Here is an 18,724-nt window from a genome sequence, read left to right as displayed (position 1 = left end):
ACAAAAAAAGATGAACAACAAACTTTTTTTAACATTACTCAGTATCTTTCTGAGTTTAACGTATTCACATGCTCAATTGTTAAAAACAATTGATGTCTCTACTCCCGGAACATTATCTGTTTCCTTGGGAGATGATAAAACAAAAGTAACCGATCTTACCATTACTGGTACAATTAATGATGCCGACTTTACAACAATCAAGCAAATGTCTGTACTTAAGGTATTAGATATGTCTGGAGTGGAAATTGTAAACGCTACTATTCCAGCTTATGCCTTTTCCGGAGCTAATATGGTCGAGCTAATATTACCTTCCAGTCTGAAAACGATTGATTCTTTTGCTTTTGCTAGTTCCAGTTTTAATCGTTTAGACTTGTCTTCGTGTAATCAACTGGAGACAATGGGACGTGAGGTTTTTAAGCGAAGTAAAATAACGAATGGTGTTGATTTATCGCAATGTAGTTCATTAGTGAACTTTGGTGTAGAATGTTTTTACCAAAGCACCTTACATGTTATTCTTCCTTTAAATCTAAAAAAAATAAATGATGGAACCTTTATTTATTTCTTAGGTACTGTTGATCTCCCCCCCGTTTTAGAAACGATCGGAGCTTCTGCCTTTTCCGGAGCTAATATGGTCGAGCTAATATTACCTTCCAGTCTGAAAACGATTGATTCTTTTGCTTTTAATAGTTCCATCTTTAATCGTTTAGACTTGTCTTCGTGTAGTCAACTGGAGACAATGGGACGTGAGGTTTTTAAGCGAAGTAAAATAACGAATGGTGTTGATTTATCGCAATGTAGTTCATTAGTGAACTTTGGTGTAGAATGTTTTTACCAAAGCACCTTACATGTTATTCTTCCTTTAAATCTGAAAAAAATAAATGATGGAACCTTTATTTGGTTCTTAGGTACTGTTGATCTCCCCCCCGTTTTAGAAACGATCGGAGCTTCTGCCTTTTCAGGAGCCCAGGTTACAAATCTTTTTTTTCCTGATTCTCTTAGCTTAATTGGAAACAATGGACTTTATAACTGCACAAAATTGGAGACTCTTGTGTCTTTAAACCCTACACCTCCTGCATTAGGAGCAAATGTATTTACAGGTGTAGATAAAGTAGCGTGCACACTTTATGTGCCTACAGGTAGTGTTGAATTATACCAAGCAGCAGCACAATGGAAAGATTTTTTAATTGAAGAATATAAAGTATCTCTTATTGATAATTTGGTATTCCAAAAATCAACAGAAGAAAACCTTTATCAAGTAAAAACAGGAGAGAAATTTACTGTCGATGTCTATGCTAACTTCATGTCTGAAGTTCGCTTAGGTTTGTTTAATGCTAGTAATGGAACCTTTATAGAGGATATTGTAAGTAATAAAAGTAATAATAGATATACTTGCCAAGTATCAACAAACTTACTTAGCGGAAGCTATTTAATCCAACCTTATATTTTAGAGAAAGGTGAAGTAAAAGCAATCTCGCGTAAGGCTGGATCACATATAATTGATCGTTTACTAATAACAGTAAAAAACAATTGGGCAGGATCTCCATTTACAGGTGTAACAGCAGAACTGAATAATCATCTTCAAATAAGTACGGGACAAGAAGACCTATTAGAAATAGCTACCAATAAAAGCTTTAAAGTATTAGTGAGATATGCAACAAGCCTAGCCACAGATATTAAAATTGGTTTGTTTGATCCAACAACGGGTTTATTGGTAAGTGATGTAACGAAATCGGTGGAAGGAAATATCTTTACATGTAAAGTTCCAACCGCCTTAGCTGATGCAAAATATAATCTGATTCCTTATCAAGTTATAGACGGAAATAATGTGTATGTAGAGCGTTTGACTGATAAATCGTTTTTGGTAGATCGTTTGCCATTGTCGGTAGTCTTAGGTGAACCAGAAGAAGTTGTTGCGGGTTGTCTGACCATTGAAGCTATTGATAGTAACTCTAACAATCAGCTTATTGGTGGAAAGTACAGCATAAAAGGAGATAGTATTCAAGAAGAGTATATTCTAACAGCTGATGGTCTTAAATTAGAGAACCTGCCTCAGGGTGATTACACTATCACAGAGGTATATCCTGTAGGTAAATACAAACCTAGTTCTATAAAGGAACAGAGAGTAAGTATTATGTTGAGTAATGATTGTCAAACAGTAACTTTTAAATATAGTCTTATACCTAATAAAGTTGATTTAGTTTTTAACTTAAACTCAGATACTACACATTACACAGGTGTGAGAGTTGGCGAGTACTATTGGATGGATAGAAATATTTATAAACCGGTAGATGGCAAGCAAGTAACAGCTGATGACATCAATAACTCTCATACATGGTACAGAATGTTCCAATACCATGGAGACCCTCTTTATACAGATTTAGTAAGCGTATCAGATTTTAATAAATATTATGGGCAATACTATAGTCGTGGAGCTTATGAATATATTTTGTATAATGCCAAAATGCAAGAGTCTGTAAATGGAGTAACTTCAATTACAGCAACAAGCTGGGGAGATGCATGGATCACTGGAGGATTACAACTAATTGGTATGTGTGGAAATGTATCAAAAGATGAAGTTAAACAATACCTTTCGTACGGATATAATTCAAACGGAAATAATCCACCTGTTGTTATTCAACCCAAAAACTATTTCGATTGGTTTTACCATTCTTATGGTAATACAGTAAACTTTTTGGATAAGAATTATGAGACTAACGGCTTCGATCCCAATAATACTAATAAATACGGATTTAATCTTCTTCCTAATGGATCGCGATTTAATGGACCAGGTGTGATGCACCTTAACCATGATGGGAAAGATGATCAAGAGGATATTCCGGTAGTAGCGGGTGATTTTAACGGACTAAATCAAAAAGCTGCGTTCAATTTAAGTATGAGCGGCCTTGATATTGCTGAAGCTCCACAAATGCATTACATAAAAGTAAATCATTGGTCGACTGTACGTTTGACAAGACGATTGACAAATGAGGAACTAGGTTATAAACTCTATATTAATAGAGTTAATTATCAAGGAGTAAGCCCTTATGGAACAGTAAAGAATTCGGATGATTATATTGTTAAATGTATTTGGAAAACGGCGAATTTACATCCAGAACTAGATGCTAAGACTATCATAAGAGACTATTTAAAACTAGATATAATTAAATTAGGTTTAAATGAAGCTGCTCCCGAAGGATATAGCGAATTGCCAAATGGCTTGATTCGTGGATTATATGTTCAGCATTTTATTGAAACTCCTAATGGAGGAAGAACCGTAAAATCAGTGGATGATATAGTTTACATTGCACAATTTAATCCTTTGTTATGGGCACCTATCTATAATGAACAAGGTGTTTACCAACCTCATAATGATATAGGTGTAGACTTAGTTCCTTCAACAAGAAGTTTGCAAGTTGCAACTCCAGAGTTGGATAACAGCCCAGTAAGTATCTATCCAAATCCTGTAACAGATATTCTTTATCTGGAGTCTGGAGCATCTATTTCAGAAGTTCAGGTTTACAGTACAAATGGAAAGATGGTGTTAAAACAAGCTAATGTTGGTTCATCTATCAATGTTGGTCATTTAGCAAGCGGAACTTATGTATTGAAACTTCAAATTGGAGATAAATCATATACACATAAGATGATCAAGAAATAAAAAATCTGATCGATATATATAAAATAAGGAGCTGTCCCATTCGGACAGCTCCTTTGTTTGTTATAGAATTAAACTCCGTTTGTTTATCAAGGAGTAACAACTACTGTTGGAGCAACTGGAGTGATAACCGATTCATCTTCCAATAATTTTGCAATCTCCAATTCAGTTCCTGCAAGTACAGTAGTCCATCCGTTAGCGTCGGCATCTCCGGCACCCGAAGCGTAGTTGAATGAAGTTGCACTTAGTCCGTTGTTGCGACCTAATACGATTGAACGACCCGATTTGTCTACAATGATAGCAATAAATCTGCCTAAGCTTAGTGCATCACCTTGATTCATGGTATTGTAGTCGTATTCGCTTACTGTGAAGTTAACGGTGTGAGTGCGGTATTTTCCACCGTTTCCGTTTACTGCTAAGTCGTCAGAGAATGAAGCTGTGCCTTCCACGAAATTTACTTTGTAGATAGACTCCGATGCATCAAGAGTAATCTTACTGATAATTTTGTTATCGGCTGTAGTTCCGTCAGGATTTTTCTTAAACTCGAATGTTGGGTTTGCATCCAAATTGATTAAATATACTGATTTGATACCTGCTACTTGATATTGGCAGTTTTCTTTTGTAATGTTTGCTGTTAATTTACAAGACATAATTTATGTGTATTTGTTTGTGTATACTAGTTTTGTTTAATGAACTTTATTGAAAATAGGTACAGACCTTAATTGTAGAATACTACTTCGTCTTCGAATGGAATTACAAAGCCTAGACGTAAGCGTCCGTCGATGAAGATTTTGCTGTCGTGAGGAGCGGGGAATTGTCCGATGCGGATTTCTTCGGTGTCGCTCAACAAGTCTGTAGCCAATAAGAAGTTGGTAATGTCGGCAGCAATCATAGTTTTGTTATTCAAACCTTTAACAGGAACTATTTCTACTCCAAGATAGCGAAGTACTTCGGTTTCGATAGTAAAGGCAGTTGCTATCACTTGATTGCTTACAGAGGCTAGAGCCATCTTTAGACGTTGTAGTGTTTCGTATGCAACATATATTTTCACTGTGTCGAATTCTAAGCCTTTTACCAATACATTTTCAGGAATGGCATCATATACTTTCTCAATTTCGCTGATTACGTTTGCTTTTGTAAGAGCCGAACCTGTAATCTTAACAGCTTCAGTGCTTGCTGATAGAACGGTTACTGCACCATCAAAATCGTTAACGTCTACTGAGCTGTCTCCTGTGAATATTTTAGACTCTATCTCAGAGCTAAGTTCGGCAGCAAGCATTTGCATCGTAGCTTCTTCAAGAGCATCGGGCAATTCGGTGTTTTTTGCACCCGGTTTAAGCATGATATTGATACGTTTGCGTTCTAAGTCGTCAATGCATTGCTCAAGGTTGATTTTGTATGTTTTGATTTTTACTTCCTTTTCGCTCAACTTGAATACTTGTTCGGGAGTCCAAGCACAATCGCGACCATCGGGTTGTAATAGAGTATGTTCGAAGTTTAATAGGTTAAGAAATGTGCTTTCTTTTACACCTGTGATGACATCGATTTTACCGTTTTCGATCAAACGACCTCCGAATAGTGCTTTCGTAAACCAATCCATATTGGTACTTGGCTGATAGCTAAGAGGTGAAATATTATACATATTTGCCATATTGTTTTAAATTGAAGTTTTGTAATGTGTTTGTTAAATTTGTTTTATAAACAGTCTAAAGCATTTGCGCTCAACAAAGCAATAGAGAATACCTTATTTACGGTTTTTGATTGTCATAGAAAGAGCTTGTGCCATTTGTTCGTAGCGTTTCAACTCAGACAATTTGCGGCAGGCGGCCATTGCTGTGGCAGGCATGCTGCTTGGTGTTTGACTGCGAAGCTTTTGCACCTCTGTGTTTGCTTCTTTGGCCAATCCGGCAAGTTCTGATAGTTTAGCTTCGAGATCTGCAATTTTCTGTTTCAAAATTTCTGTTGATTCAGTACCTTCTGATACTGTTCCTTGTGGTTTGGCGATGGCTTTGTCTTCGAATTTTTGTCTGAACGCTCTTCTTAATGCTTCGGGAGCTATTGCTTGTGCTGGATCCGAAGTTTCGGCAGACGCTTCTTTGGTTTCGAGAAATTGCCCCTGCTCGTCAACTATCAGTATATTTCCGTCAGCCAAAGGATGTTCGCCAGCCGGAAGTTGTTCTTCATTGAGTGTTGCAAATCCGTCGGCATCGATATATACTTCTTTGCCATCGGCTAGGGTGAAAATTACGTAAGCTACTCCGCTTGTTGTAGCATCGGCTTTTTCTACTGCCTGAATGTCGAGAAAGAACTGTGAGATACGAGATAGTAATGTTCCCGATTTCTTGTTTCTTTGATTCATTTTTTCATTTCGATTTTGATTAGTAACTGATTTATTAATTTTGTTTTTCTTTATTTCCTGAAAGAAGAAACCCTCTAAAGAAAATCCTCTGACGTTTCCTGTCATCACTTGCGTATCCCAATAATTTTTGTCAGCGATTTTATAGCTACACATAAGTGTGCCTTTCGGTAAGTCGGTAAAGCCGAGAGCTTGAGATTTGTCATGTTTCGGATTTTCAACAATCCACAGTTCGGTCAGATAATTTCCTTCCAGAGGGTTTTGGTGTTGGTGTGTAGTATTGTGTAAAGCGATGCCTGTACGCATCATTTTTTGTGCAATTTTTTCGATTTGATCTGCCGAAAACTGGATGTAATATTCGCCTCTGTTGTCGTTGCGATATATTAACTGATCGGGACGGAGTACTGCTCCTGTGAGTATTTGCTTTTTAGAATCACGATTTAGCTTTTCCTCTTTAGGCTGTTTGGCTAATGTAATGAAGTCTATTTCGTTGGCGGGTACATCTACAAACGAAATGGCATAGATACCGCTTTGATCTTCTGTGTTTTCGTCTATCAGACAGTTGTAAACGGGTATGTTCATAAGTGCTTGATTTTACTTATAGATAAAACCAAAACTTATTTTTCGGGGAAAGAAAATATTTTAGTATATATTTGTCAAACTAACTAAACTAACAGAAAGAGATGAAAAAACTAAAGTACTTGCTATTATTTTTAATAATGCTATTCTTTACTGCAATTCAGTTGCAAGCACAAGCTTATAGGTTGGATGTAATGCGAGGAATAGAGCATCCTCCCCAAGTTGTTAAAATGCCTGCTTATCCAACGGGTACTGATGAAATGATGAAATTTATAGAAAAGTTTTTAATCTACCCTAAAGATGCACTTAAGAAGAAAATAGAGGGTCGGGTTGTAGTTCAGTTTATTGTTTCAAAAGAAGGAAATGTTCAGAGTATCAAAGTGGTGAGGGGTCTAAGCCCAAGTTGTGATCAGGAAGCAGTGAGAATTATTTCTATCATGCCTAAATGGTCTCCGGGGGAGGTCGACGGAAAGGTTGCTGATCTTAAGTATACTTTGCCGATTTTATTTAGCTTTTCCAAAAGCGAAGAGACGAGCCATATTAGCGTGGTTTGTGATGGTTTAAGCGTGAGAGAATAAGTAGTATTATATTGATAAATAGGAATAAATGAAGTATATATTAGAGACCGAAAGATTGTATTTAAGGGAAATTGATTCTCAGTATGTATATGACTTGTTCGAAATGGACTCTGATCCCGAGGTGCATAAATACATAGATAATAAACCTGTAAAGTCTAAAGAGCAAATTGTAGAAGTAATAGAAATGCTTCGAGCACAATACAAAAAGAATGGTATAGCTCGTTGGGCGGTTGTAGATAAGCAATCGGGTGAGTGTATTGGATGGGCTGGCTTGAAGTATTTCAGCGAGCCATTGAATAATCACTCCGATTTTTATGAATTGGGTTATCGTTTAAAAAAGAAGCATTGGGGGAAGGGCTACGTTACAGAAGCTGCCACTTCGATAGTGAAATATGGCTTTGAAAACTTAGGTCTTGATATTATATATGCCACTGCCCATACTGAGAATGATGGCTCAATAAATGTTTTGAAAAAGTTAGGATTTAAATTTACAGGAGTATTTGATTACGAAGGAGACCCAACAAATTGGTTTGAGCTACAAAAGACCAATTGATTTGACCAATTTTCTAAAATGAAAAAGTTGCACCGATATAGATGCAACTTTGGTAAGAAACGAAATAGTTTATTTAAAATTTATATCCAACTGAGAATGTTAGGTTTCTGTTTCTCCATGTTTCTCCCATATTAATACCTTCCGAATTTCGTGCGGTAGCAAGGCTAGATAATCCGTATTCGTAATTTGCATTTAGTGAGAATTTCTTGTATTCTAGTCCAATTCCCCCTATTAAGCCATAATCAGCATCACCCTTTTTGCTTGTTTTACCTTCTTCATAAGTGGTGTTTGTTTCACCATCAGCATATATATTAGTTACCCATGTTTGTTGTGTGCCTTTTCCTGAAAGTCCGATTGCCAAATAAGCTCCAGCATTAAAGGCTATATTTACATCTTTAGATACTGGAAGTCTATATCCTAAGGTTAATGGTAATTGAAGATATTTGAATCTTCGCGAGTCACTGATAGAGCGATAAGTCCAATAAGGATCTCCATTTTCGGGAAGAATAGAATTCAAAGGACCTGCTGTGTAATAATCAGCTCCTTTTGTTGTAAACTCCAATCCTGAGTGCAGAAAGAAATTATTACGCAAAGCATACTCCACGGTTACACCTCCATTAAAACCGGTTGTTCCATCCATACTACTTAAAGTCGTTCCGTCGGACTTGAAGGTTGATAAGTTAACTCCGGCTTTAACTCCGAATGTCCATGGTGACTGAGCCTCTTGTGCATTAATAATGGGAGTTGAACATAAGCAAATTCCCGAGATTGTTAGTAGTGTACGAAATTTCATAAAAAATACTTTAATAGGGTTTTATAATAAAAATAGACTATTCGATTATATGAAGAGTTAGATCATAATAAGCATATCTCATATTTCGTTGTCAGGGCAAAAGTATGGTAAACCTAAACATAGTAACTTCTTAATGCCGCAAAATAAAGTCCCAAAATAGCAATTGACGATTCTCGTTATTGCAAGCTGTTTATAGTTAATGGCTTTAGTGTTTTTATTTTTCGGTTTTATATGTTTTTAACCTAGAAAAATGAGTGGGTTCTAATTTAGATATTCGAACCTAAAGTGTTTGTTTTTAAGTTTTTGAGTCTTGCTTTCTTAGTTTTATGTAAAATTGGGGATGTTTGTTTAATTTTATATAAAATTCCGCGGTTGATATTTTAGTCAAATATGAAGTCTTTTACTATCTATTTCTTATAGATATAATTTTTTATTGGCTATTTAAGGTGTGTTTTTTAGAGTCAATTACTTGCTTTTTCTCCAATAAGTAAAGTTAGTGTTGCTATTTGTGATAAAAAGAATGTCATCAGCTTATGTAGGACGATTGCTTATCGTTTTAATTTTAGTTACTTAAAATAATAATAAAAACTCGCATTTTCGGGAGTTGGTATAAATTCGCCGCTTAAGTGATCTACTGTCATGATGATGGGCTCATCTGCTATACGATTTTTTTCCAGATACATAGGTGTTGTTAAGTATTTTCCGAAATTAAATTTCTTATTCGGATTTGGTATTCCAACAGTATGAAAAAAGGTACTGTTTCTTATCGTTCCTTTGTTTATAAATTGGTACTCTCCATCTTTCTTAAAAATAGGTACATAGCATTTGTAATTCGATACATATGCCTGCCCGTTTATAACAATAGCATACACCTCGTCTGTTTTAAACTTGATCTGTTTGTTAGTCTTAATATCTGTTGCTTTGAACGATACTAAAAGGCTATCTTCAAAATAAGGTTCTATTGCAACCTCTTTAGGTGTTTGGTTTGCAAAGGATTTAAAGTCTTTGTAAAGCCCGTCCTTTAGTTGATGGATACCGTATAATTTGAGGTTTCCTTTTTCGAAGTAATTGATGTTAAGCACATCAACCATAGAGTACGATTGATTAGGATTAGCTTCTTGAGTAAGGCTGTTTGCTATCTGTGAAACTATTGTATTAGATGCTTTGTTGAGTAATTTGCTCGTAACATCTATTGCTTTTACGGTTACCAATGTATCGAGCATGCTGATAAAGTAATATCTGTTGTCCTTTTTCTCGTATAGATTGTAGCGTATGTGGCAATAGCCGGTTTCGCTGGCACTTTTGGTAATTTCGCTGAAATATAATCGCCTTAGTTGAAAGAGGAGTGTTCTTTTTTGAGCGTTTTGTGTTGTGATTTGTTGGAATACATTTTTTAATTGTTTTTCTAAGGACGTTTCTTCAACAACAGGAGTTTGATAATTGAATATGGACGTTTGTACAAAGCCCAGATAATCATTAAAAGATCGACTGTCGATAAACTCAATTTTATTATATAGACTGTTGTCTACCATGAGATTAGTAGGAGTGACCAATTCAAAAGCTTTAGTGTCAGCCGCCGCCTTTACGGTATATCCAAAGCAGTATAATATAATAAGTAGTGAGATTATCTTTTTCATATTTTTATTTAGATCTTATATCTTGCCGCAAAGATAAGTTTTATTGTAAATAAATTTGTGCATAAAACACTTACTTCTAATTCCTATTACTTACTTTTGCTCCGATAATTTTAGTTAGTTGGTATTTATAATAAAAAGAATGTCATCAGTTTATACGGTTCTATTGCTTATTGCTTCTAATGTTTTTATGACTATTGCTTGGTATGGGCATTTGAAGATGAAAGATTTTTCGTGGTTTGCTGCATTGCCCCTGTTGGGAGTAATCTTAATCAGTTGGGGAATTGCCTTTTTTGAGTATTGTTTTCAAGTACCTGCCAATCGGATTGGTTATCAGGAAAACGGAGGTCCTTTTTCGCTGATTCAGCTAAAAATTATTCAAGAAGTAGTCAGTCTTACAGTATTTATGGTATTTACAACTATAGTATTCAAGAACGAGGCTTTTAAGTGGAATCATATTCTGGCTTTTCTATTTCTGATTGCTGCCGTATATTTGGTGTTCAAAAAATGATGATTTATGCATAAGATAATTTACTTATTTCTGTTGGTTGTTTTGGTTACATCTTGTGAGCAAAATAACTATTCGCCATTCTTATACATTCTCGATCACGATGCTCAAATCGTAGAGACAGATGTAGAGGTTGCTCTTTCGGGAAATTTGGTTTTTACACCTATCGTGCATGCCAGTCAGATGATTGTGAATTGGGGCGATGGAAGCAAGATTACAGAATTTGTAAATAGAGATTCGGCTGTGGTAGATGCACCGCCATTGAAACCGCTGAGATATACTTTTGCTTCGACAGGTAATTATACGGTCAATTTCAGAGCGATTAAAATTACGAGGTTAGATATTTCGATAGATAGTGTAGGGCAGCCTATCAACCAATTGAGGTTGACTAATTGCCGCCATTTGAAAGAATTTTCGAGTGTGGGACAAGTGTTGAAATCGGTAAATATAACTACATCGGGTCTGAAAAATGTAAATTTCAGCAATCTGCCTGCAATGGAGAATTTTACAATCTCGCAATGCGATAGCTTATCTCGTATTACATTAGATAATAATGCTATATTAAATACTATTTCTTTATCCAATAATCCGTTGTTATCGGCAACGGCACTCAATGCAATGTTTCAGCAATTGCCACCAGCTAAGTCCGATACTCGAACTATTACGCTGAGTAATAATGCGGGCGATGCTACTTGCGATAAAGCGATTGCAACGCAAAAGGGATGGACGGTGAATATTGAGTAAACGGAGTTGTTTTATTTATTAAGAGTTCTCATTGCTTTCTTTACAATATAAGCGGTTGCTTTGGTGGGACTTTCGTTCTCCCATTTCTTACAAAGATCGATAACAAACTGAGGCTGAGTTTTGCTTGCATCGTTGAGCCAGTTGCCAACACTGTCGCAAACGTATTTGGATGAGTCAGACCTTAGTGGCTCTAAAATGGGCAGAGCCAATTCGGGATTCTGTTTCAGCGCTTCTATATGCTCGCACCACACACCACGAGGTCGAGTGGCTTCGGTGGTAAATCGCCTTACATTTTCATTCTCCGAAGATGTCCATTTGGTAAATATTTGCAAGCTTTCTTCCAGATTGGCAATAATAGATTGTCGAACAGTCATCCACGAAATCTCCCTTACTCCAAAATGCGTATCGGCTGCAAAAGGTTGTATCTGCTCTAGTTTTTCGGATAGAGATAGTTCTGAATTTAGCCCAATGGTATAAGTAATCCAACAACGTACAGTGTCGGAGGTGTGCGAAGATATATCTTTTAAGAATTGAGAATCATTCTTTTTAGACGTTTCATTTAATAAGCCTACACCTATCGTTTCATTTAGAGTGTTGGTAGTTTGCTTCTTTAGTTTGGCTATTTCGGCAAGTATAGGCTCTAGATAATCTATTTTATTATGTTGTTGAAGCAGATTCTGTAATAATAGGGTTTGATTTACAGCCAGCCATTCGGTGAGGTTTGCACTTTCTATCTCTCCACTATTCAGTTGATTGAGTATTTCCTGCGATAAATCGTTGAACGATCTGGCTCCCTTTCGTTTTTGTTCCATGTAATTATATAAAAGAAAGAATTTCTAAAATGTAACTTTTTGACTAAAGTAGTAAAAAAGGATTGATAGTTTATAAGCTATTCAACAGTTCCTCTATATTTACTCTCTCGGTATAATCAGCATCTATAAAAGAGAATGTAACGGTTTTGTTTTTATCCATCACAAATACTGCGGGTATCGGGAGGCTGTTTTCCTCATTCCCATTATATTCTCCTAAATGGATACCCAATTGTTGATAGTAACGCACGACAGATGCTTGTAGGTCGAAGGCTATATTCAACTCCTTAGCGTATTTGTTATTCTTATCCCAAAGTATATCGAATGTGAAAGGGTTATCAGCAGACATACTTACACTTTTTTCGATCAGTTGAGGCGAAATAGCCACTAAAGCTGCTTTCTTAGCCTTTATTTGAGGCAACACATCGTGCAGAGCTTTCAGTTCGAGATTGCAATAGGGGCACCATCCTCCTCTGAAAAATGCAATAATTAGTTTATCATTCTCTAATAGTAATTGATCAGAATTGATTAATTCGCCTTTCGTATTTGGCAGTGTAAAAGAGGGGAGGGTATCTCCCGGCTTATGTGCCGATTCGCCTATTCTCTGCTTTTTCAGATCGTGGATCGATTCTTCAAATGCTGTATTTATGGCTTCGGGCAATTGTGCCGATAGCTGAAGTTTTAGATTGTGGAGAAGATTATTTAAATTTATCATTTCTGTTCTATATTATTTCGTTGCAAAACTGCGAATTAAAAGAGTGGTCTGCAATACGGGATATTTTTATGGCATAGGGATAAAAAAGTCAATCTTATGAAAACAAAGAAACCTACGATAGAAGAAAAAGTGTGTACGTTGGAAATTGCTGTAAATGCAATCAGCGGAAAATGGAAAATACCGATCTTTTGGCAACTCAGTCAAGGCAAAAAACGTCCCAGCGAATTTGTGAAAGGAATAGGGCAAGTAGACAGGCGTGTACTGAGTGAACAGTTGAAAGAGATGGAAGCCGATGGACTTCTTAAGAGAGAGGTTTTTAATGAACTGCCTCCTCGTGTAGAGTATAGTCTGACGGATATAGCCAAGCCTTTGGTCGATATACTTTGGGCTTTGAATGATTGGGGAAAACTTCTTCTCGATGAACAGCAAAAAGAAGATAATGAGTAATTAATCGCTTATATAAATGGTCTGATTAAGAGTTGCAACTCGGTTGATACTTACTTAAATAGTAAAAAGGTGTAATACCTCAAAATCTTGATTAACAAAAAGAGGTTTTGTTTGTTATAGTTTTAATATAACAGATGAATTTTGGGAAATGGAAGATTATAGAATTTTTTTAGGAACCAAAAACGAAACATGGCAACAAGCTATCGACAGGTTCTTACGGTTTCGTGAAGCAGAGATGAAGAGTTATTTTTCGAAGAAAGAGTATTCGTACCGCTTTGCAGAAAACAATGCGTATGCGTATCGTCCTACGGGAAAGGTATCGAAACGCTATATAACCGAATTTGAGGAAAAGGATGAAGCAGGAGTACCCGATGCTCTTGTCGATTTGTTGTGTAATCATGGAGCATTTAAAATTGGCGACGGTTTGTTCGAAATATTCAGCGAAAAGGAAGAGGAGGCTATAATGACTCTGCCACAGATACTGACTAAGTATGGTTATGCCAATTTTGTAGAAAAGATAGGTACGGGAATGTTAAGGTCGTTGAGCGGTTTTTATTTCTTCTTTGGAGTTAGTTTTCCCGAGAGCGAAGAGATGTCTTTCTTGTATTTTAGTAAAGCCGGTAACTTCGGCAAAATGCTTTTTTCTCCAGACAATCCCGCTTTGGTGCTTCAAAAAGTATTACCCTCTATGTTTAACGGTAGTATAGATAAGTATACTCTTGATAGCCTGATAAGTAATCAAATTGATAGAGTAGTAGTAAATGCATTAACGGTAAAGGGTTATATAGATTGATAGCTTTGTGGTTCTGTTTAACAGAACCGTCTCTTTATAAAGTGTTTTTATTCTTTGAAAATCTTTATGTTAAAGTGTGCTAAGTGAAGTGAACTTCACTATCTTTGTGGCGATTTTATAAATCAGTATTTGGTAGTGAGATTAGTAGGATATTTTAGGTTATATAGTAATGCAAAAATTTGCAAAATAAAGCTATGAGGACTAAGGTTTTAGTTGTTGCGGTAACGCTTGTGATGGTAGGTTGTAAAAATCCTTCGAATAATGCCGAGCAGGTGCAAAATATACCCGCCGATACAGTAGTGGTTATTGATACCGTTCCACAGACGGTTGACGAAGATCAAGCCATTCAATTTATCAAAAAACATATTCTGACTGAAAAAGATTTGTACACCGATTATGATGGGGGTACGCAGTTGGCTGACTTTTTTGTGATCGAGCTAATCGACAAAGATACTTTTCTGAAAAACAAAGGTTCGGCCGTTCAGTATTTCACACTCGATACAACTTCCATTCAGAAGTCGAAAGGAATCTTACGCTTGCCTTGTAACAATGGGGCGTTTGTTACTCTTACCGATAATCTTTCGGATGGTGAGCATCATAAAGAGTATAGCTATGTAGGGCAGGTTAAAGCACTCAATGCTTATCTTATATCGGGTATTTACTGGGAAGACTGGAATTATTTCTTTGTAGATAAGAACGGTGGACGCACGGTGCAGACTTTTGCCAATTTTCCTTATCTGTCGGCTGACGAAAGATACATTGTCAGTGTAGATGTAGACTCGTTCGAAGGGGCTGCATATATAGACTTGTATGAGGTGAGCAATAGACGCTACATTGACCCTATGATAGGTATGTACATCAAAAATTGGATACCGTTGGGTAACGACAAAATGTATTGGAGTACCGATAGTTATCTCTATATGGCTGTTTTGAGTAACAGAGATTATTGGGCTGCCGAGGGCAACTATGCAGGGCTCGATCAGTATATCCGCCTCAGACCCGTAGCATAGTTATATATAGAAGATAATTTCTAAATAAAGAATATAAGAAAAGGAGACAGCTTATTGAAAGCTGCCTCCTTTTGTCTTTTTTAGTGGATAAACTGTAAGGTTGTTTTATACCCCTGCTATATCTTTTACATGAGTTATATTGCTCTGTGCACTGGCAATATCGACGACCGAAACTACGGGTTGGAAATTGATTTGCGAAATTGCTTCCAGAATTTTACTGTTGTCGGGAGCCGTTGCCGAATCTACTACTTCGAGATTCGTGAGCTGTCCGCCTTGTTCATACATGTGTTTCATGCTATGTTGTAGCGGCGAACTGCTTTTTCCTGTACGATTGAAGTAGGTACTCAGATCGTCGGGCGATAGCTCTCTGCGTTGCTTATTGATATAGTCAATCAATCCCAGATTTTTACGTGTAGATACTCGATTGACTACAAATTCATCGCCTTCTACTTCTATGTTAGTTCCTTCGATGCGCATTCCTCCCTGTGAGTGACGTTTACCGTTAAGCAAACCTCCATCTTCGAGTTTCGACATCTGACGTGTGATAATGGCAACTTGCACTGCACCGGCAGCTGCTGTTAATGCAGCCATTATTTGTCCGATAAAAGGTCCTGCCCCCATTGCCTGAACTACGGCAAAAGCTGTGTTTGCAATACTTTGCACAAGTTTTTGACCTAGTTCTATCTTTTTTGCCTGCTTTTCTTTCTTGGCAATGTCTTTCTCCAGCTTTTCTTTTTGCTTAGCCAAGTCTTGCTCTTGTTTAGCTAATTCTTGATTGGCTTCCATCTGGCGGGCAATCTGTTCTTGAATAACAATGGCACGTCCTCCCGAAGCAGATGAGGCTTCCTCTTCGAGACTTTTTATCTTGTCCTGACATTCCTTTCGTTTTTCAACAACGGCATCGTACTGTTTGGTGACCTCCTCTAGCTTTACTTTGGCTTCGTCTATTTGTTGTTGAATGATCGAATTGGCAATTTCACAAGCCGAAGTCAGAGCTTCGTTTATACTGCCCCATGTTTCGGTCATTTTATCATGCAACTCTTTGTAGAACTCTTTTTGAAGATTTGTTGATTTCTCGGTATTGTCGGTTATCCTATCTTCGGTTTCTTTCTTTTCGTCTGCATAGTTTTTGTGTTCGGCAGACATTTTATCTTGTATGTCTTTCCACTCTTTGCTGTTTTCTTTTACTAAATCTTGTTCTTCTTTTAGTAATTTCATTTTAGCCAGATGGCTTATATTCAGATCCGAAAGATATTGTTGGTCAGCAGCTAATGCTTTAGCATAGTTTTCCTTTGTTGCACTTACATCTATGAGCCCAAGTTTGTTGCGCTTTACCTGATCTTTGTGAAGGTCTTCATTTCCTTTTTTCTTGTCTTCAATAAATTTGTTTTGGGCTGCAATCAGTAGGTCGTTTCTTTCTAGTTCGCCTTGTATGGCAGCACTCTCCACTTTTTCTTTTATAGCTCTTAGCTCTTCACCTTGTTTTTTGGCTAGCTCTAAATTCTGCTTTGACTGCCTTTCCTTCAAAGCTCTTTCTTGCAAAGCAAAAGATTCGTTTATTTCGGCAAGTCTCTCGGCATTCCCTCTATACTTTTTCTGCATTTCCTGGTGATGCTCAGTCAAAGCATCTATTTCCTCCTGATTCTTTTTCAATTGGAGAGCAGACTCTTTTTTTGCAGCCTCTTCCATAAAACCAATAGCATCACTCGTATTGGTGTTGGCAGCCATGTTTTTGTAATGCTCAATCTGCTTTTCTTCTGTTGACTTATAGATCGCTTCTGTTTCTTTTTGTACTTTTTTCAAGTCATCGAGATAAGTGTCAGGCTCTTCTCTTTTAGGTTGGGCTGATGCTTTTGGTTTGTTTTTTCGCTCTTCCACCTCTCTGAAAAAATTCCATTTTTGGAGTTGAATTTTTCTGTAATCCTCCGAATCTTTTTCGTACATGGCAAGGCACGAGTCGAAGTAGCTATCATACATAGTTATACCATCTTTAGTATATTTCCAATCGGCGCCCTTTTGAGCTTCCATATTTTCGATATACATATGCGTGGTATCTGAATGCATCTTTAAGATCTTTCTAGTACTCTCTTTTGCTGATTCTATTCTGCTTTTGGTGGCTGCCTCTTCATAATTTTTCACAACATTCATAGAATCCATCTGTATCTTGGCGCCTCTTTCAACAGTATTGCCAATCTCTTTAAAAGCGTCTTTGAAACCTGCTGTACCTTGTTCTTTGAAAATGTCAATTATATTAATCAGACCCTCTACTGCATTGATAATATGTTTGATAGGGTTCAATAAAAACTGTACTAGTACATTTCCTACTCCGGCGATAACGGGTTCTATTTTTCGCATAATGGCATCAAACCTGTCCATGCCCCCGGTAGCCCCTCCAATTTGTTTTTTGATGTCGTCGAAGTTGGCAATAAGATATCCTAATAATACAATGAAAGCTCCGACTCCGGTAGAGATCAGGGCAGCCTTGAATCCTTTAAGGGCAACGCTACTACCTTGTGTACTTTTTGTAAAGAGATTTTTTGCTACCGCAGCGGCTTTCATTACAATAGAGTCTTTTGATACAAGTTGAGTGTAAAGAGACTGAATGGTGCTGACGGTTTTGGTAATTTCGCCGAGTTTTTCTACTGCTTGGGTAAGTGTGCGACTCTCTACTCCGAATAACTTAAGAACGTCGGAACTAGACGAAAGAATACTCGAAAAGGAACTGATTGTGCTGTTTGCATTGGTGAATCCTTCGGAGATAGTGTTTAAAGTCTCACCCAAAGAACCGAATATTGCTAAATGGCTTTTACTCATTGTTTCGAGGTTCGATAGCTCTTCTTGTAGCATTTGTATGCGGCTAATAAGTTCTGTACCGCTAACCTTTCTTTCAGCTTCGCTTAATCCCTCGTATTCTTCGGTAAGTTGTTTTATTAACAGTTTTAGTTGCTCTATACTACCTTGTTCGGTTTCGCGTAGGGCAAATGTTTTTTCAACTTCTTCGTTTTGTTCTCTTAGGGCAAAGGTTGAAGCTCTTAGGGTCGATTGGTATTCTTCTATATCCTGTAATAGCTTCTGACCGGTATCTCCTTCTTGTGCAGCTCGGTCTAACGAGTTATAAGCTTCTTCGAGAGTCTTTAAGTTATGGGTTAAATCTGCTACACTCGACGAATTGGCGCTCTTATCGAGTTCTTCGCGAAGTGTAGTGATATCGGTTATCGTTTTGTCTACACCGTCAATTTTGATTGTGAAGGTTTTCAGTTTTTCCTTGTGATCATTTAAGGCTATTGTCGATTCTTGAAGGGCTGTATTGTATCGCTGAATATCACCTAATAGTTGCGTACCTATAGCCGAATCGCGTTCCGTTTGGTTGAGCGATTTGTAAGCTTCTTCGAGAACTTTGAGATTATGCTCTAGTTCCTCTATGTTTGATGCAGCTAAGTTTTTATCGAGTTCTTCCCGAAGCGTTTTAATATCGGTTATGGTTTTGTCAATACCATCTATCTTTATTTTAAATTCTCTAGAACCTGCCATATTTCTTTTCTCTTATAGA

At 37.0% G+C, this 18,724-nt stretch carries 16 protein-coding genes; 8 read left to right on the top strand and 8 right to left on the bottom strand.

The genetic code is table 11. The annotated features are described in order from the left end of the window. The first annotated feature begins 10 nt into the window (after window positions 1–10). Complete coding sequence (locus HGC4_RS11275) at window positions 11–3,658, top strand: leucine-rich repeat domain-containing protein (RefSeq protein WP_050710237.1); 3,648 nt, start codon at window positions 11–13, stop codon at window positions 3,656–3,658. 86 nt (window positions 3,659–3,744) lie between these two features. Here the strand turns inward: HGC4_RS11275 and HGC4_RS11270 are convergent, their stop codons facing one another. The 3 genes from HGC4_RS11270 to HGC4_RS11260 all read right to left on the bottom strand — a co-directional run bounded on the left by HGC4_RS11270 (window position 3,745) and on the right by HGC4_RS11260 (window position 6,593). After that, complete coding sequence (locus tag HGC4_RS11270) at window positions 3,745–4,305, bottom strand: hypothetical protein (RefSeq protein WP_050710236.1); 561 nt, start codon at window positions 4,303–4,305, stop codon at window positions 3,745–3,747. A 68-nt stretch (window positions 4,306–4,373) separates the two neighbouring features. Continuing rightward, window positions 4,374–5,306, bottom strand: coding sequence for a hypothetical protein (locus HGC4_RS11265; protein ID WP_050710235.1), 933 nt, complete (start codon window positions 5,304–5,306; stop codon window positions 4,374–4,376). A 93-nt stretch (window positions 5,307–5,399) separates the two neighbouring features. Beyond that, window positions 5,400–6,593: an XkdF-like putative serine protease domain-containing protein gene (locus tag HGC4_RS11260; RefSeq protein ID WP_050710234.1), complete on the bottom strand. Its 1,194-nt coding sequence runs from the start codon at window positions 6,591–6,593 to the stop codon at window positions 5,400–5,402. A gap of 101 nt (window positions 6,594–6,694) precedes the next feature. Here HGC4_RS11260 and HGC4_RS11255 point away from each other — a divergent pair, with 101 nt between their 5' ends. Both HGC4_RS11255 and HGC4_RS11250 read left to right on the top strand, forming a co-directional pair. Beyond that, complete coding sequence (locus HGC4_RS11255) at window positions 6,695–7,168, top strand: energy transducer TonB (RefSeq protein ID WP_050710233.1); 474 nt, start codon at window positions 6,695–6,697, stop codon at window positions 7,166–7,168. A gap of 28 nt (window positions 7,169–7,196) precedes the next feature. Continuing rightward, on the top strand, window positions 7,197–7,721 hold the full coding sequence (locus HGC4_RS11250; RefSeq protein WP_050710232.1) for a GNAT family N-acetyltransferase: 525 nt from the start codon (window positions 7,197–7,199) through the stop codon (window positions 7,719–7,721). A 73-nt stretch (window positions 7,722–7,794) separates the two neighbouring features. Here HGC4_RS11250 and HGC4_RS11245 read toward each other — a convergent pair whose 3' ends face one another. Beyond that, a complete protein-coding gene (locus HGC4_RS11245) occupies window positions 7,795–8,514 on the bottom strand; it encodes a porin family protein (protein ID WP_050710231.1) in 720 nt (239 codons plus the stop codon). 566 nt (window positions 8,515–9,080) lie between these two features. Further along, window positions 9,081–10,151 carry a hypothetical protein gene (locus HGC4_RS11240; protein ID WP_050710230.1) on the bottom strand — a complete coding sequence of 357 codons (1,071 nt, stop codon included), beginning with the start codon at window positions 10,149–10,151 and terminating at the stop codon, window positions 9,081–9,083. Window positions 10,152–10,290: 139 nt separating this feature from the next. Here HGC4_RS11240 and HGC4_RS11235 point away from each other — a divergent pair, with 139 nt between their 5' ends. Next, on the top strand, window positions 10,291–10,659 hold the full coding sequence (locus HGC4_RS11235; RefSeq protein WP_050710229.1) for a DMT family protein: 369 nt from the start codon (window positions 10,291–10,293) through the stop codon (window positions 10,657–10,659). Window positions 10,660–10,665: 6 nt separating this feature from the next. After that, a complete protein-coding gene (locus tag HGC4_RS11230) occupies window positions 10,666–11,400 on the top strand; it encodes a hypothetical protein (RefSeq protein WP_050710228.1) in 735 nt (244 codons plus the stop codon). Between the two features lie 11 nt (window positions 11,401–11,411). On the opposite strand, the gene HGC4_RS11225 is transcribed toward HGC4_RS11230, so the two are convergent. Further along, the gene (locus tag HGC4_RS11225) at window positions 11,412–12,212 is read right to left on the bottom strand and encodes a DNA alkylation repair protein (RefSeq protein ID WP_050710227.1); all 801 of its coding nucleotides are present in this window, start codon (window positions 12,210–12,212) and stop codon (window positions 11,412–11,414) included. A gap of 70 nt (window positions 12,213–12,282) precedes the next feature. Continuing rightward, entirely contained in the window at window positions 12,283–12,924 is a 642-nt protein-coding gene (locus HGC4_RS11220; RefSeq protein WP_082204156.1) for a peroxiredoxin-like family protein, read from the bottom strand. 96 nt (window positions 12,925–13,020) lie between these two features. Here HGC4_RS11220 and HGC4_RS11215 point away from each other — a divergent pair, with 96 nt between their 5' ends. From HGC4_RS11215 to HGC4_RS11205, 3 genes are all read left to right on the top strand, one after another. Continuing rightward, complete coding sequence (locus HGC4_RS11215) at window positions 13,021–13,371, top strand: winged helix-turn-helix transcriptional regulator (RefSeq protein WP_050710226.1); 351 nt, start codon at window positions 13,021–13,023, stop codon at window positions 13,369–13,371. Between the two features lie 148 nt (window positions 13,372–13,519). Then, window positions 13,520–14,164 (top strand): hypothetical protein, encoded by a 645-nt coding sequence (locus tag HGC4_RS11210; protein WP_050710225.1) that lies wholly within the window; start codon window positions 13,520–13,522, stop codon window positions 14,162–14,164. 194 nt (window positions 14,165–14,358) lie between these two features. Next, window positions 14,359–15,174 (top strand): hypothetical protein, encoded by an 816-nt coding sequence (locus tag HGC4_RS11205; protein ID WP_050710224.1) that lies wholly within the window; start codon window positions 14,359–14,361, stop codon window positions 15,172–15,174. A gap of 105 nt (window positions 15,175–15,279) precedes the next feature. Here the strand turns inward: HGC4_RS11205 and HGC4_RS11200 are convergent, their stop codons facing one another. Further along, the gene (locus HGC4_RS11200; RefSeq protein WP_050710223.1) at window positions 15,280–18,705 is read right to left on the bottom strand and encodes a coiled-coil domain-containing protein; all 3,426 of its coding nucleotides are present in this window, start codon (window positions 18,703–18,705) and stop codon (window positions 15,280–15,282) included. Window positions 18,706–18,724: the final 19 nt, after the last annotated feature.

Source organism: Dysgonomonas sp. HGC4 (genome assembly GCF_001261715.1).
Taxonomy (GTDB): Bacteria; Bacteroidota; Bacteroidia; order Bacteroidales; family Dysgonomonadaceae; genus Dysgonomonas_A.
This window is presented reverse-complemented; position numbering and strand designations above follow the sequence as displayed.

What these genes read in the sequence shown, in the direction of transcription:
- HGC4_RS11275 (WP_050710237.1), top strand. Translation starts at nt 11, where the DNA reads ATGAACAACAAACTTTTTTTAACATTACTCAGTATCTTTCTGAGTTTA.
- HGC4_RS11270 (WP_050710236.1), bottom strand. Translation starts at nt 4,305, where the DNA reads ATGTCTTGTAAATTAACAGCAAACATTACAAAAGAAAACTGCCAATAT.
- HGC4_RS11265 (WP_050710235.1), bottom strand. Translation starts at nt 5,306, where the DNA reads ATGGCAAATATGTATAATATTTCACCTCTTAGCTATCAGCCAAGTACC.
- HGC4_RS11260 (WP_050710234.1), bottom strand. Translation starts at nt 6,593, where the DNA reads ATGAACATACCCGTTTACAACTGTCTGATAGACGAAAACACAGAAGAT.
- HGC4_RS11255 (WP_050710233.1), top strand. Translation starts at nt 6,695, where the DNA reads ATGAAAAAACTAAAGTACTTGCTATTATTTTTAATAATGCTATTCTTT.
- HGC4_RS11250 (WP_050710232.1), top strand. Translation starts at nt 7,197, where the DNA reads ATGAAGTATATATTAGAGACCGAAAGATTGTATTTAAGGGAAATTGAT.
- HGC4_RS11245 (WP_050710231.1), bottom strand. Translation starts at nt 8,514, where the DNA reads ATGAAATTTCGTACACTACTAACAATCTCGGGAATTTGCTTATGTTCA.
- HGC4_RS11240 (WP_050710230.1), bottom strand. Translation starts at nt 10,151, where the DNA reads ATGAAAAAGATAATCTCACTACTTATTATATTATACTGCTTTGGATAT.
- HGC4_RS11235 (WP_050710229.1), top strand. Translation starts at nt 10,291, where the DNA reads ATGTCATCAGTTTATACGGTTCTATTGCTTATTGCTTCTAATGTTTTT.
- HGC4_RS11230 (WP_050710228.1), top strand. Translation starts at nt 10,666, where the DNA reads ATGCATAAGATAATTTACTTATTTCTGTTGGTTGTTTTGGTTACATCT.
- HGC4_RS11225 (WP_050710227.1), bottom strand. Translation starts at nt 12,212, where the DNA reads ATGGAACAAAAACGAAAGGGAGCCAGATCGTTCAACGATTTATCGCAG.
- HGC4_RS11220 (WP_082204156.1), bottom strand. Translation starts at nt 12,924, where the DNA reads ATGATAAATTTAAATAATCTTCTCCACAATCTAAAACTTCAGCTATCG.
- HGC4_RS11215 (WP_050710226.1), top strand. Translation starts at nt 13,021, where the DNA reads ATGAAAACAAAGAAACCTACGATAGAAGAAAAAGTGTGTACGTTGGAA.
- HGC4_RS11210 (WP_050710225.1), top strand. Translation starts at nt 13,520, where the DNA reads ATGGAAGATTATAGAATTTTTTTAGGAACCAAAAACGAAACATGGCAA.
- HGC4_RS11205 (WP_050710224.1), top strand. Translation starts at nt 14,359, where the DNA reads ATGAGGACTAAGGTTTTAGTTGTTGCGGTAACGCTTGTGATGGTAGGT.
- HGC4_RS11200 (WP_050710223.1), bottom strand. Translation starts at nt 18,705, where the DNA reads ATGGCAGGTTCTAGAGAATTTAAAATAAAGATAGATGGTATTGACAAA.